Genomic DNA, 13,191 nt, shown 5'->3' with positions numbered 1-13,191 from the left:
TCGCCCTTGCTTGCCTCATTCCGTTGACTTCAATGCGGTCAAACACGCGGGCGACAACTCGGCTAGCCTCGCCTTGAGGCAACCGACCACGCGCTGCCCCCCGGGACGCACTCCCTTGCAAAAAAGCTCAGCGTCGCTCTTGCATTCCCGAGCAATCTTCAAGGGGTCGGTCAGACGGTTCTTTGCCAGGGCATGCTGACCAGACAGCGCGATTGCGATGCCCAATAGGAGGCGTGGCCAGTTCATATCTCCAACTCTGCTTGCAAGGGTCAATGACCCTGCCTGCGCAGGAGGGGCTGCCCTTGACCTAGATCAAGCCGCCGCTGCCGCCTCACGCCACGCTTTTTCATTCTGCGCAGCGAGGGGCACGTCATGAGGAAGCTCGGAATCGCCTGGATCGCTCTATTGATCGCCGCAGCGACAGGCATTGCAACCCCGTTGCACGCGCACACGGGCACCGTTCGCGTGACGGTCGCCAAGTCGGGCTTCTTGCTCAGTGCCGGCGGAGGCAAGGGTGTTCTGACCCTTGGTCAACGCGCTTACCCCTTCACTGTTCAGGGGCTCACTCTCGGCCTCACCGCCGGAGCATCCATCAAGAAGCTCACCGGACGGGCTGACCACGTCAACGAACCCGGCGACTTCGCAGGCACTTATTCCGTGGTCGGCGCGGACGGCGCCGGCGGCATTCAGCTCAAGAACAGCAAGGGCGTGATCATTACATTGCAAGGACCCAAGGGCGGTTTCGAAGCCGCCAACTTCACCAGGGTCGTGATTACTCTCGATCAATCCGCTTCAAATTGACATGCTTGCAGTGGCGAAAAGCTCGCAATCCAGATCTACCCGAGATAGCCGGAAACGCCGTCCCACAATAGTTTCAGCGCCGTCACGACCAGCAATGCATAGCAGGCCCGGAAAATCTGACGCTGGTCCAGCGTGCCGTGAAGTCGCCAACCCAGCCACACGCCGGTGGGAATGGCGAACAGGCAAGCCGCCATCACGATCCAGACGTTGCCCGCCGGTCTCACCAGCAGCAGCCACGGCACCGCCTTGGTCGCGTTGCCGACAGTGAAGAACAGGCTCGTCGTTCCGGCATAGACTTCCTTGCTGAGGCCGAGCGGCAGCAGATACATCGCAAGCGGCGGTCCGCCGGAATGCGCGACCATCGTGGTGATTCCCGAGGCGAGACCGGCCGTGACCGCCTTCGGCGAGGAACGCGGACGGATCGTCACCTCGGGGCCCCCGACAAGCCATAGACCGACAAAGATCAGGGTGGTCACCGCCATCACGATCGCTACGGCGCGATGGTCCAGCACGCGGAACAGCAGATAGCCGAGCCCAATGCCGATCACGAGTCCCGGCAACAGCAGCGCAAGGTCCGGTTTCGACCATGTCGAGGGCTTCCAGTAGCGCAGCGCAAACAGGTCCATCGCGATGAACAGCGGCGCGAGAAGGCCGCCGGCTGTCACCGGGTCCATCACGATCGACAACAGCGGAATGCCGACAATGGAGAAGCCGCCGCCGAACGCGCCCTTCATGAAGCAGATCAGGAATACGCCGGCAAAAGCAATCAGGAGCGTGGTGGCCGTCAGCTCCATGCGCCCGTCTCCTCGATCGCCACGCTGCCGCGCGGGTCTGCGCGCGGAACGAGTGAAAGGATTGCAGTCATTTCTGGTCTCCGGTGGTTGCTCCAAGGCGATGCGACGCCATCGGCGCAAGCCCATGTTGGGCGCCGGCGCTCGCGCAGAACCGTCGCAGTTCCCGGTGCAATTGATTGATGTAGTGATAATGATCCGATTTAAAGATCGGTTCAAAGAAAACATTGCACTCGGTGCAATTATTGAAATCCGGACGCCTTGAAGCCGGCCGACACCATGGCTCGGAAATCGCCGGGTGGGCCCTGACACCGCCGGGCCGATAGGCCGGCATGTCCAGCGATTTCAGATGGCGCGCGCCTGCCTGCGCACCTCGTTTGCGACCGGCCGCAGCGTCTCCGCCGCCCCCGGGCCCACGAGGCTGTAGCCGACGCCGCCGTCCGCCCAGGCAAATCCGGCGATGTCGCCCTTCGAATGATCGGTCATCGGGGCGTTCTGGTCCGCACTGCTCATGGCGCGCGTCAGAACGACGATCCGGCTGCCATGGTCGTCGTCGTACATGAACATCGCCGCCGGGCCATGCGCGGTGGCAACCAGGCGTCCGCCCATCAGGCGGTATCCCGACGTGCTCAGATCCGGCACCTTGACCTGCTGACGCAGCCGGCTCGAAACCCACTGCACAAGCTGCGCGCTGTCGGAGGCGCGCAATTCGACAGGCCGGACGTGATCCGGCGCGTAGACCCGATAGGAATCGGCAGCCTCCTGCGCGAGTGCCACCAGTCCGCCGGGCGGACGTTGCAGCGAGCCTCGCGCGGCCCAACCGCCGAGGCCGCCGATGCCGATGCTCACCAGCAGCATCGCCGCCATCGCCCAACGCGTCGACATCCGCTGCTGGCGCCGGCGGCTCTCGATGATCCGGGACAGGTTCAATGCAGCCGGTATCGGTTCATCGGCGATCGGAGCGAGCGCAGCACGCAGGATTTCGCGCTGGTCCGAGAAGTCTGCGATGCGTCTGGCGACCTCGGGATGACCATCGAGATACGTTGCGACCTCGGTCCGCCGCGCCGGCTCCAGCGTGTGATCGACATAGGCGTGGAGATCGTCTTCCGTGATCGGCCTGTTGTTCATTTCCCACTCCGCAACGGCACGACATTGTCCGCCGTGCCCGCAACACCTTCGATTTCCTGCCTGAGCCTCTCGCGCGCCCGCGAGAGGCGCGACATCACGGTACCTACCGGGATGTCGAGAACCTTCGCGGCTGCCGTGTAAGAGAGGTCCTCGACGGCGACCAGCAGCAGGACGGCACGCTGATCCTCGGGCAGCCGCGCAAGCCTGTTCAGCACATCCCGATACATGAGGCCTTGTTCCTGCGCCGCGTTCGCAACGATATCGTTGTCGGCCGTCTCATCGAGCCCGACATGCTGGCCGCGCGCCGCGGATCGGCGGAAGTGATCGACGGCGAGGTTGTGCAGGATGGAGAACAGCCACGCCCGGACATTGCCGTCCCGCCGCTGGTACCAGCGGCTGACGGCGCGCTCCAGGCAGTCCTGCACCAGATCATCGGCGCTGGCGCGATTGCGAACGAGCGCGCGCGCGTAACGGCGGAGCGCCGGGATCAGTGGCTCGACCTCCGCCAGCATGTCCGTCATCCCTGGCGCTTCTCCTGTAGTCCCGCCATTTACCCTATCCTCATGGCGATTCGGTCTGGACCGGCTCGCCGACCGCAGCCGCATCGCCGAGCGCGATCACCAGATAGCGCCGGTCGGCTTGAGCCGAGGGTCCGACGATCTGCCGGATCGGACCCGTGGCATTAACGATGGCTGCGCCCGCCGGATTGGTCATGAAGGCAGCCAGCGGCTGCAGGGACCCGCTTCCGTCCGCATGCTCGGCCAGAGCGAGCACGTACTTCTGCTTCGGCTGCAGGCCCGTCACCGACGCCTGCACGACCTGGATGAGACCCTGATCGAAGAGCGACACACTGGTCGACTTCTGACCATCCTTCGGACCAAGCATGAGGTGAGTGACCTGGCCGGCAATGCCGAGAGGCTCCAGATTCCCGCGATCGTCCGGGTTCGGGGCCGCGTTCGGGACGTAGGCGATCGCTTGGGGCGCCTGGCCGATCGGAACGTTTGCGATCACCGTGTTGCTCGCCGTGTCGATCGCGGCAAGCGCATCGTCGTTCTCCAGGCCGACATAGACGCGCGTACCGTCACCCGAGGGCCAGACCGCATGCGGAAGCTTGCCGACGGGAATGGTCGCGACCTCCGAGAAATCATCGGTCCTGAACACCTTGACCTCATTCAGGCCGCCGACGGTGACATAGGCGAACGTTCCCTTCGGCGTGTGGGCGAAGTTGACGTGGTTCGTGATCGGGCCCGTGTCGATCGTCCTGAGCAGGTTGAACGGCGGACGGCCATCGAACACCTGCGTCTTGCCGGTATCCTTGAGCGTGAACCAGACCTGTTTGCCGTCCGGCGTAGCCGCGATGTTCGGACAGAACGGACTATCCTGTTTCACCTTCGCGACGATCCTGTGATCGGCGACGGTCACGACGTCGGTTTCCGGATTGAACGACGAGCAGATGTAGCCGTACTTGCCGTCGGGCGAGAAGATCTGCATGCCCGGACCGTTCGGCGTGGTGATGCGGGTCTTCTCCTTGAAGCTGGCGGCATCGAGCACGGCGATGTAGTTCTCGCCGCGCACGGTGACCCAGACCTCCTTGCCGTCGGGCGTGTAGAAGGCTTCATGAGGCGACCGGCCGACATACGTCACGTGCTTGACCGCGTTGGTCCCGGTATCGATGAAGGTGACGGAGTTCGACCCGATCGAAACCACCGCGAGCGTCCGGTGGTCCGGCGAATAGCCCATGCCGTGGACGAGAACCTGCCCCTTGTAGAGCGGGCTGAAGTTGGCCGGCTGCGGCTCGCCCAGCCTGATCAGGCCGAGCAGCTTGTTGTCGACCGGATCGGTCACGGAGACCGTGTTCGAGAATTGCTCCGCCGCATAGACACGATCGTGATGGCTGATCGGGATGTTGGGTGAAGACAGCGCGCCGGGCGCCTGTCCAGCCCAGGCAGGCAAACTTGCCGCAAGCGCCGCGCCTGCGAGGAGAATCGCTTTCAGCAACCTCATATCGTGCTCCTATTTCTTCATTCCGGTGGACATGTTGTCCATCTGCATGCCCGAATGGTGGTGGTCGCTCGCGGCAGGGCCGGCCTGCGGCCCCGTCGGTGCGGGCGTGGAATCCGCGACAGGCTCGCCGATCGCAAGCTTCATGGCCGCGATCTCCTGCATCTGGTCGACGATGATCTCCTGGGCGATGCGCCGCAGCTGCTCGTTCTTGCCGTAGCGCAGCTCGATCACGGCCATGTCGATCGCACCCTGATGATGCGGGTGCATCATCGCGACAAAGTCGCGATCGATATCTCCGGTCGGCGGAGCCGCCATGTCGTTCATCATCTTGGTCATGGCCGCCTCGTTTTCCTTCAGGAAGGCGGCTTCGTCGGCGTTCTGCGCCGCCGGCGCTTCGGCATGGTGAGATTCCTGCGCGAGCACGACCGGCGACAATACCAACATGCTCAGCACCCGCGCGGCGAAGATCGCTGTGCCGAGGCCGGGCCTGAAGCATCGGATTTTGTTGTGCAGCGTTGCTGCGACCCTGCGGCAGGACGGTTGGTTCATGCTGGGCTCCGCTCTAGCTGGTTACATAGGGTGGGACGGAGCGGCGCGGCTTCTATTCCGTGCACCGGTTGCGAACCTCCGGCGATCTTTTCGCGGAACTCGAAAAATCCAGCCACAACAAGGACAAGGAGCCGTTGTCCGGCGTGATCACATGAACGTTAGCGGTTCACGGAGCGCTGGAGATCGGCGCGAGAGGGCTCGCCGCCGGCCGCCAGCATGCTGAATGCGGGCTGGCAGCCGGCGACCAGTGCGCTATCGTCGCTGCTGCGGAAGACGGGGAGGCTGATGCAGATCTGGTGTTGTCCGTTTCGGAGAACGGCTGCGTCGCCGTGATCGTATGTGCACCAACGTCGCTGGAACCGGAGGATCGTCATGCAGTCTGGTGAGGTTCGACAAATCATCGACGAGGCAAATCGCAGCTTTGGCGCAGCAGTGGCGCGCAAGGACTATGCTGCCCTGGCCGCGCTCTACACCGAAGATGCCAGGCTTCTGCCGCCCGATGCCCCGATCGTTTCGGGGAGAAAAGCAATAGAGGGGTTTTGGCGCAGTGCCGCGGATGCACTCGGGCTGACCAATGTCACGCTCAAGACCGTCGATCTCGAGGTCAACGGCGACACCGCCAATGAAATCGGCGAAGCCGACCTGAAGCTGACGTCCGGGCAGGCGAAGGCCAAGTATCTCGTCGTCTGGCGCAGGGAGCGTGATGGCCAGTGGCGCCTGCATCGCGACATCTGGAACAACATGCCGAGCACCTAGTGTGGTGGTTCGGAAGTTCTCTTCATTTGCGCCGCGAGTTCGTCAAGAGAACTTCCGAACCAAAACCACACTAGAATCATAAATTTGCTAGTGTCCTTTCGAACCCGAAGTTCGCAAAAGAGCCCGCCGCAGAATGATGCGAACTTCGGGTCCGGGACACTAGTGTGGTGGTTCGGAAGTTCTCTTCATTTGTGCCGCGAGTTCGTCAAGAGAACTTCCGAACCAAAACCACACTAGAATCATAAATTTGCTAGGCCGTAGACTCATAAGCTCGGAGCCACAACCGCATCGAGGCGACCCCCCCTTTTTGCCGTCGCGGCCTGCTGATGGACCCGAACGCAGGTGCTGTCGATCATCTGGATGTCGCCGTCGTGCGCGATGGTGATGGCATCCATCGGCCGATCCCACACGCCCGCCTTCCGCCATCGCACGAAGCGGTTGTAACAGGTGGTGCGCGGCCCATACCGCTCCGGCAGGTCGCGCCACGGTGCACCCGACCGCAATACCCAGAAGATGCCGTTCAGCAGGCGGCGGTCATCGACGCGCGGCACGCCTCGCGGCTTGTTGGGCAGCAGCGGCTCGATAACGCGCCACTCGAAGTCGGTCAGATCGTATTGGCTCATGCCGATGCTGAATCAGGGCTCCACCCAATGGGCAAGACCGCCAGCCTATGACCGCGCTTGCCTTGCCATTGTAGCCATCACGCCACATGCTCACTATGATTCAAATTGCTTGAGAGAGGAAGGCAATGCGGACATCACTCTACGACCTCAGCGTGCCGACCTTCCTGCAAACCGTAAGATCCGTCGGAGGCTTTCTCGACCGTGCGGCCACCCACTTTTCAAATACCGGTGGCGATCCCGATAATTTCGTGAACACCCGCCTCTTCGACGACATGGCACCATTTCATTTTCAGATCGAAGCGGCATGTCATCATTCCGTGTGGGGGGTCGAGGCTCTCAAGACCGGCGCGTTCACCCCTCCCGCCTTGGTCGGACCTGTTCCCTTCACTGACCTACAGGCAATGATCGGCAAGGCAGAAACGGCGCTGGAGGCGTTCGTCCCCGAAGAGATTAACGACTGCGCGGGCAAGCACCTAGACCTCCAGATCGGCCCGCGACGGCTTGCTTTCACGTCGGAGACCTTCATTCTCTCTTTCTCTCTGCCAAACTTCCATTTCCACGCCGTCACCGCATACAACATCCTGCGCTCGCGAGGCGTGCCGCTCGGTAAACGTGATTACGAGGGTCGGCTGCGCACCAGTTCATTCTGAGCCGAAATTTGGTCTCCAGCAAAAGGACCATTGCCACTCGAACACCGCGACCACCCGCCTTTTATGAGTTCACGGCCTAGTGTCCTTTCGAACCCGAAGCTCGCAAAAGAGCCCGCCGCAAAATAATGCGAACTTCGGGTCCGGGACACTAGTGTGGTGGTTCGGAAGTTCTCTTCATTTGCGCCGCGAGTTCGTCAAGAGAACTTCCGAACCAAAACCACACCAGCATCATAAATTGCCAGTGTCCGGAGCGCGCCACCGGCGAGCCCTCGATCCGGATGTCCGGGGCACGGGCCAGCGGTAGCGCGTATCAGCCCTCGCGCCGATCACTTCGGACGCTCGAGGCCATGCCGCCTGGCGTAGGGCTCGGTCGCCCAAAGACGCTTTGCTTCATCGATCGTGACATTGAGCCGGACGCGATCGTCCACGGCGGCGATCCAGTCCGGCGTGACGTATTCGTGCTGATTGCGGGGGCGCTGATCGGGCCTGACGATCTTGAGGTGTCCGCCTTCGACCTTGTTGACGGTTCCGATGTGCGTGCCATCGCTGTCCACGACCGCCATGCCCGCGATCACCAGATCGAGCAGCGGGCGACCTTCCACGCCGTCATACGGATTCTCGGCCATTGCTTCCTCCATCTGCGAGGATGAACGCTGCGAAGCAAAACATGCAGCGCCGGCGAAAGGAAGTGGGTTATGCCGCCCTCAATCGACCTGCGAGCCGCCCTGCCCAGCCCTGGGCTGCGCGCGTCGCCGGCCGTGACCGCGCGGGCCGGTCAGCCTCTGTTAACGCTGCGCGCAAATATCGCCGATCGGTCGATTGACGCGATCGCCACGGAACAGTTTCGTGCCAACTTGAACAAGGCGATAACAGAAAATGCCGGTGAGCACGATTCCCGAGGCGCGCATTCCGCTCTGGTTCAAGCTGGCTTACACGGTGTTCTGCGCGGTGCTGGTACCGACCTATCTGATCGTCTACGGGCCGACCAACTTCCTCTATTTCTGCGATGTCGCTCTGCTCACCGCGCTCGCCGCGATCTGGCTGGAAAGCCCGCTGCTCGCATCGGTGCCGGCCGTCGGCATCCTGCTGCCGCAGGCGCTGTGGGTGGTCGATTTTCTCGCCGCCGCAGTCGGGATAGAGCTGACCGGGCTGACGGCCTACATGTTCGACGCCAAGCTGCCGCTGTTCACCCGTGGATTGTCGTTCTTCCACTTCTGGCTGCCCTTCGTGCTGGCCTGGCTGGTCTGGCGGCTCGGCTATGATCGCCGGGCGTTTGCGGTATGGACCGTGGCCGCGTGGGTGCTGCTGTCGATCTGCTACTTCCTGATGCCACCGCCGCCCGCCACGCATCCCAACCTGCCCGCGAACATCAACTACGTGTTTGGCCTGAGCGACGCCGCCGCGCAGAGCTTCATGCCGGGCCCGCTGTGGTTCGCGATGCTGCTGGTCGGCCTGCCCGCGATCATCTTCTATCCGACGCATCGCCTGCTGCTGCGCTATTCCGGGAATCGACCGGCCGGATCGCCCGGCTGAAGCGCAGCTTGCCTCACCGGCTCGCCGTTGCGTCCGGCATGACCTGCCGCAGCGGCTCCGGGCTGATCGAGATCTGGCCGGTGAACGGCCGATCATGCGCGGCGATCAGCAGCACGGACGCCGCTACGCCGGTTGCAAACAGCCCCATCGCGATGCCGGCGGCGAGCCGATCGTCGCAATGCACGAGGCCGATCGCGAACAGGGCGCAGAGCGCCTGCAAATACAGGCAAAGCCATTTGACCGAATTGACCTCGGCGTGGCTGATGATGATGCGCTGCCGGCGCGCATCCAGCGCGGTCTCCAGCGCCGCAATGATCTCGTGCTGCGCGGTCTGCTGGCCCGCGCCTTGCGGCGTCATGGCGATGACGAGTTGCAGCGCTTCGGTGAGGCCGGCAGGCGCCGGCCGCAGCGAAGCCGCCTGGCGCGCCATCATCGGCCATTCCACCGTGGCGGCCTGCTCGATGTAGCCGCGAACGAGATTCTGCAGCCGCGCTCCCTGCTCTGTGGGCAGGCCCGCAGCAAGCAGCACGACACCCCTGAGCGCGCTGGCTTCGCGGCTTACGGCGGTACTGGCGCGATCACTGTCGTTCCAGACCTGCGCGGCGATGAACGCGACGAACAGGCCGAAGATGATGCCAAGCACCGGCAACATGCCCGGAGAAATCGCCTTGAAGGATTTGGCCCGTCCACCGGCCGCGAGCGTCATCACGGCAGCAAAGAGCACGGCGGCAAGCAGATAGGTAAAGCCAAAGACGGCGGCCGCCATCAACGGCACCGGCAGATTGTGCAGCCAGTCGCTCATTCGGTTTCCCCCGCCATACCTCGATCATGACGCGATCGATTTCGAATCATGCGCCGGCGCTGAATGATCAAATGCGAGCGTTTCGCCAGAGCCGTGTCAATCGCAGAAAGATGCGCATCCGGTTTAATCAAACTTCAATCTGAAAGCATAGGCTATACAATAGCGTGGCCTGCCGGGTGCCCCGAAGTGCATTGCCGGCAGGAAGCGCCCGGTCCCATTGTCGCAGAGGAAGCGACCGCGAAAATGCAATCAAGAAGAAGATTTCTGGGCGCGGCCGCCGCCACGATCGTCCTTTCGCGCCTGTCGCCCGCGCGCTCCGCGCAACGCACCGTCCTCAACGACGTCAGCCGGCTCAATCCGACGCCGGTCGCCAAACACGTCACGATCTCGAAGTCGGCCACCGACGAGCTGGTCGCGCGCATCCGCGCCGAGCTGAAGGAGGCACAAGCCGGGCGCCGGACCGTCGCGGCCTCGGTGGCGCGGCACTCGATGGGCGGCCAGAGCCTGCCGCGCGACGGCACCGCGATCACGCTCGAAAGCGGACCGCTCGAGCTCGACACGGCGACGAACACCTACCGCACCACGGCCGGCAACCGCTGGTCGGACGTCATCCGCAGCCTCGACCCGCGCGGCTTCTCGCCTTCGGTGATGCAGTCCAACAGCGATTTCGGCGTCGGCAGCACCTTCTGCGTCAACGCCCATGGCTGGCCGGTGCCGCATGGTCCGTTCGGCTCGACGGTGAAGGCGATCCGGATGGTGCTGGCGGACGGCACGCTGATGCAGTGCTCGCGCAGCGAGAACCCCGAATTGTTCAGCCTTGCGATGGGCGGCTACGGCCTGTTCGGGATCATCGTCGAGCTGGATGTCGAGATGACGCCGAACCTGCTGCTCGAGCCGCGCTTCGAGCGGATGGCGCCCGAGCGCTTCGCGGAAGCCTTCACCCACGCCATCGACACCGACCGCACGCTCGCGATGGCCTATGGCCGGCTGTCGGTGTCGCGGAAAAGCTTCTTCGACGACGCGCTGATGGTGACCTATCGGCCGGCTGCCGCGCAGCCATCGTTGCTGCCGCCGGTCGCGAGCTCAGGAAAGCTGACGGGCCTGCAGAACGACATCTATCGCGCGCAGACCGGCTGGGAGGTCGCGAAAAACCTGCGCTGGTTCATGGAATCGCGGATCGGCCCCACCATCACGGGCAGCCGCGCCACGCGCAACTCGCTGATGGCGGAGCCCGTGATCAACCTGGCGCAGAAGGACATGCGCCGCACCGACATCCTGCATGAATATTTCGTGGCGCCGGAGCGCTTCAACGAATTCCTCGCCGCCTGCCGCGAGATCATCCCGAAGTCGCGGGCCGAATTCTTGAATGTCACGCTGCGCTACGTAGCCGAGGACAGGACGCCGACGCTTGCGATCGCGCCGGTGCGCCGCATCGCGGCCGTGATGTCGTTCTCCCAGGAGATCTCGCCGGAAGGCGAAGTCGACATGATCGAGACCACCGAGAAGCTGATCGACCGGGTGACCGCGATCGGCGGCGCCTTCTATCTTCCCTATCGCCTGCACGCCCGGCGCGACCAGGTGGAGAAGGCCTACCCGGCCGCGGCCGCCTTCGTCGCCGCCAAACGCCATTACGATCCGAACCTCATGTTCCGCAACGCGATGTGGGACACTTATTTCGCATGAAGGATGTTGCCATGGATCGCTATCGGATCGCCGCGGTCTTGCTTGCCCTGGCCCTCTTGTTCGCCGCGGCGACCGACTACATCCCGGCCTTCATCGACGCGGAGGGCCGCGTGTTCGGCCTGTTCCGTCTCGACATCTACAAGGACGCGCTGCACGTGGCCTCGGGCCTGTGGGCGCTGGCCTCGGCGCTGTCGCGGCGCAGCGCCGTGTTCTTCCTGAAGGTGTTCGGCACGCTGTATTTCCTCGACGGCGTGATGGGTGTCTTCACGGGGTCCGGCTATCTCGACCTCAGCATCTTCATTGACGGCGTCCGCGACGTCTCGCCGACCGTGAAGGTGCTTTCCAGCCTGCCGCATCTCGGGCTCGGCGCCTTCGGCATGGCGGTCGGCTGGTCGCCCTGGCGCGGCGAGCGCGTTCCGGCATGAGCTTCTTACGGAAGGCGCTTTACACGCTCGGGGCGCTCGTCCTCGCCGGCGGGCTCGGCATCGCCGGCACCGTTATCGGCGTCGAGCGATCCTGCGTGTCAAAACTGCCGCCGCCCGCCGTCACCTCGGCCTTCGACATCAGCGACGATGGCTATGCCCGCGCGCAAGGCGACAGCTTCCTGACCTTTCCGGAATGGTACATCGTCCACGCCTATAACGACCTGAGCGGCGTCACGGCGCGATCCTCGGAATCCGACTTCGACTATCTGGCGAGCATTCGCGGCTTCTGGTCGAGCCTCTGCCACGCCACCCTGCAAGCCTCGCAATCGGGAGCTGCGAGCGCGGACCAGAAGGCGACCAACTACATCATCGGCTTCAGCTTCACCCTCGAAATGGGCTTGCAGGGCGCCTATGAACGGACCATCGGCGCGCTCTCCGAATCGAGCGCGGGCGGCCGCAAGACCGCGGAGGACGCCTTCAACCTGGCGTTCCTCAAGGAATATTCGGCCTTCCTCTACCAGGTGCCCTGGTATCAGTTTCCCTTCGCCGGGAAGCTGAAGGCATTCTGGCGCGAGACGCCGTTCGTCCCCTCGATCCGCGCGGTCGAGCGCCGCGGCGCGCTTTCCCTGCAATATGCGGCGAAGGCGGCTTACGCCTCCCTGATCGGCGTCATCGCCGGCTACGACCCTGCGGTGCTGACCATCCGCAGCGTGATCGGCGGATCATCGCCGTCCGAGCTCGCGGCGATGAAGGGCGTCACCGTGATCCGCGAGGTCGGGAACGCCAGCGAGCGCGGCGTGCTGGTGGAGACGGCGCGCTACGCCGAATTCGACGCCTTCGTCAGGGAACTCGGCCGGCATCCAGGCGCTTCGCTGCTGGAGATCGCCGGCAACCATCGCATCCTCGTCACAATTATCGTCCCCGATGACGGCACGGCGCTGGCCATGCCCGGCGGCGTGACTATATTCGGCCTGCCGATCCAGTCCATGCCCGGATCGCGGCGAATGGGAATCGATATGCCGGTGCGCGCGCTGGTCGACAACGTGCAGCGCGTCGAGGCCGCAGGATTGAGGTTCGAGCATGTCTACGATTACTGAGCAGCGCTCGTTCGGCCACGGCATCCCCCTTCTCGGCCTCCTGGCTGTCCTCGCGATCTGGTTCGCCGGCATGGCGACCGCCGCCGTCGCGGTGCGGCCGGACGCCGTCGTCGCGTTCGGAGCGCCCGTCACGATGATACCGGCAGTCGCGGGATCGGACGGCTATCTGCTCGGCGCAGGACGGTTCTATGTCGCCGCCCGGACCGGGCCGCAAACGGTCAGGAGCCTCTACGCATCGGGAGCCTGGTTCGTCTGGCCGGTGATCGGCAAAGGATGCGAACGCGCCTCGTGATCTGATCGCGCCGACAGGTGCGTCCGCGCGGCTGAATGCGGCGGCGAGGACGCTGGC

At 63.8% G+C, this 13,191-nt stretch carries 16 protein-coding genes and 1 pseudogene; 9 read left to right on the top strand and 8 right to left on the bottom strand.

The window, feature by feature from the left end; translation table 11 throughout:
* Positions 1-372: 372 nt before the first annotated feature.
* The gene (locus QOU61_RS05700; protein WP_289657147.1) at positions 373-801 is read left to right on the top strand and encodes a hypothetical protein; all 429 of its coding nucleotides are present in this window, start codon (positions 373-375) and stop codon (positions 799-801) included.
* Positions 802-836: 35 nt separating this feature from the next.
* Here the strand turns inward: QOU61_RS05700 and QOU61_RS05695 are convergent, their stop codons facing one another.
* Positions 837-1,595 carry a sulfite exporter TauE/SafE family protein gene (locus tag QOU61_RS05695; protein WP_289657146.1) on the bottom strand — a complete coding sequence of 253 codons (759 nt, stop codon included), beginning with the start codon at positions 1,593-1,595 and terminating at the stop codon, positions 837-839.
* A 61-nt stretch (positions 1,596-1,656) separates the two neighbouring features.
* Here QOU61_RS05695 and QOU61_RS05690 point away from each other — a divergent pair, with 61 nt between their 5' ends.
* Positions 1,657-1,857, top strand: a complete 201-nt coding sequence (locus tag QOU61_RS05690) for a hypothetical protein (protein ID WP_289657145.1) — start codon at positions 1,657-1,659, stop codon at positions 1,855-1,857.
* Between the two features lie 80 nt (positions 1,858-1,937).
* Here QOU61_RS05690 and QOU61_RS05685 read toward each other — a convergent pair whose 3' ends face one another.
* From QOU61_RS05685 to QOU61_RS05670, 4 genes are read right to left on the bottom strand one after another with little or no spacing between them, the layout of a single operon-like run.
* Positions 1,938-2,720: an anti-sigma factor family protein gene (locus tag QOU61_RS05685; RefSeq protein ID WP_289657144.1), complete on the bottom strand. Its 783-nt coding sequence runs from the start codon at positions 2,718-2,720 to the stop codon at positions 1,938-1,940.
* Positions 2,717-3,241, bottom strand: coding sequence for a sigma-70 family RNA polymerase sigma factor (locus QOU61_RS05680; RefSeq protein WP_289657143.1), 525 nt, complete (start codon positions 3,239-3,241; stop codon positions 2,717-2,719). The genes QOU61_RS05685 and QOU61_RS05680 overlap by 4 nt, the downstream gene beginning before the upstream one ends.
* 40 nt (positions 3,242-3,281) lie before the next feature.
* Positions 3,282-4,724 carry a YncE family protein gene (locus tag QOU61_RS05675; RefSeq protein ID WP_289657142.1) on the bottom strand — a complete coding sequence of 481 codons (1,443 nt, stop codon included), beginning with the start codon at positions 4,722-4,724 and terminating at the stop codon, positions 3,282-3,284.
* A 9-nt stretch (positions 4,725-4,733) separates the two neighbouring features.
* Positions 4,734-5,168 carry a DUF305 domain-containing protein gene (locus QOU61_RS05670; RefSeq protein ID WP_502877010.1) on the bottom strand — a complete coding sequence of 145 codons (435 nt, stop codon included), beginning with the start codon at positions 5,166-5,168 and terminating at the stop codon, positions 4,734-4,736.
* 477 nt (positions 5,169-5,645) lie between these two features.
* On the opposite strand from QOU61_RS05670, the gene QOU61_RS05665 reads away from it, so the two are divergent.
* A complete protein-coding gene (locus tag QOU61_RS05665; RefSeq protein WP_289657140.1) occupies positions 5,646-6,029 on the top strand; it encodes a YybH family protein in 384 nt (127 codons plus the stop codon).
* A 299-nt stretch (positions 6,030-6,328) separates the two neighbouring features.
* On the opposite strand, the pseudogene QOU61_RS05660 reads toward QOU61_RS05665, so the two are convergent.
* A pseudogene (locus tag QOU61_RS05660) lies at positions 6,329-6,652 on the bottom strand (IS5 family transposase); the annotation flags it as partial.
* Between the two features lie 125 nt (positions 6,653-6,777).
* Between QOU61_RS05660 and QOU61_RS05655 the strand changes: the two are divergent.
* Positions 6,778-7,302 (top strand): DUF1993 domain-containing protein, encoded by a 525-nt coding sequence (locus tag QOU61_RS05655; RefSeq protein ID WP_289657139.1) that lies wholly within the window; start codon positions 6,778-6,780, stop codon positions 7,300-7,302.
* 326 nt (positions 7,303-7,628) lie between these two features.
* Here the strand turns inward: QOU61_RS05655 and QOU61_RS05650 are convergent, their stop codons facing one another.
* Positions 7,629-7,928, bottom strand: a complete 300-nt coding sequence (locus tag QOU61_RS05650) for a DUF2171 domain-containing protein (protein ID WP_289657138.1) — start codon at positions 7,926-7,928, stop codon at positions 7,629-7,631.
* Positions 7,929-8,184: 256 nt separating this feature from the next.
* Here QOU61_RS05650 and QOU61_RS05645 point away from each other — a divergent pair, with 256 nt between their 5' ends.
* Positions 8,185-8,835 (top strand): hypothetical protein, encoded by a 651-nt coding sequence (locus tag QOU61_RS05645; protein WP_289657137.1) that lies wholly within the window; start codon positions 8,185-8,187, stop codon positions 8,833-8,835.
* Positions 8,836-8,848: 13 nt separating this feature from the next.
* Here the strand turns inward: QOU61_RS05645 and QOU61_RS05640 are convergent, their stop codons facing one another.
* Positions 8,849-9,637: a bestrophin-like domain gene (locus QOU61_RS05640; RefSeq protein ID WP_289657136.1), complete on the bottom strand. Its 789-nt coding sequence runs from the start codon at positions 9,635-9,637 to the stop codon at positions 8,849-8,851.
* A gap of 243 nt (positions 9,638-9,880) precedes the next feature.
* Here QOU61_RS05640 and QOU61_RS05635 point away from each other — a divergent pair, with 243 nt between their 5' ends.
* The 4 genes from QOU61_RS05635 to QOU61_RS05620 are packed head-to-tail and all read left to right on the top strand — an operon-like array spanning position 9,881 to position 13,134.
* Positions 9,881-11,320, top strand: a complete 1,440-nt coding sequence (locus tag QOU61_RS05635; protein ID WP_289657135.1) for an FAD-binding oxidoreductase — start codon at positions 9,881-9,883, stop codon at positions 11,318-11,320.
* Between the two features lie 11 nt (positions 11,321-11,331).
* Positions 11,332-11,745, top strand: coding sequence for a DUF4383 domain-containing protein (locus tag QOU61_RS05630; protein WP_289657134.1), 414 nt, complete (start codon positions 11,332-11,334; stop codon positions 11,743-11,745).
* Positions 11,742-12,842 carry a hypothetical protein gene (locus tag QOU61_RS05625; RefSeq protein ID WP_289657133.1) on the top strand — a complete coding sequence of 367 codons (1,101 nt, stop codon included), beginning with the start codon at positions 11,742-11,744 and terminating at the stop codon, positions 12,840-12,842. The genes QOU61_RS05630 and QOU61_RS05625 overlap by 4 nt, the downstream gene beginning before the upstream one ends.
* Positions 12,826-13,134: a hypothetical protein gene (locus QOU61_RS05620; protein WP_289657132.1), complete on the top strand. Its 309-nt coding sequence runs from the start codon at positions 12,826-12,828 to the stop codon at positions 13,132-13,134. The genes QOU61_RS05625 and QOU61_RS05620 overlap by 17 nt, the downstream gene beginning before the upstream one ends.
* The last annotated feature ends 57 nt before the right edge of the window (positions 13,135-13,191 follow it).

The sequence above is a fragment of the Bradyrhizobium sp. NP1 genome, assembly GCF_030378205.1.
Lineage (GTDB): Bacteria > Pseudomonadota > Alphaproteobacteria > Rhizobiales > Xanthobacteraceae > Bradyrhizobium.
The sequence above is the reverse complement of the archived record's forward strand: the minus strand, read 5'-3'. Positions and strand labels throughout refer to the sequence as shown.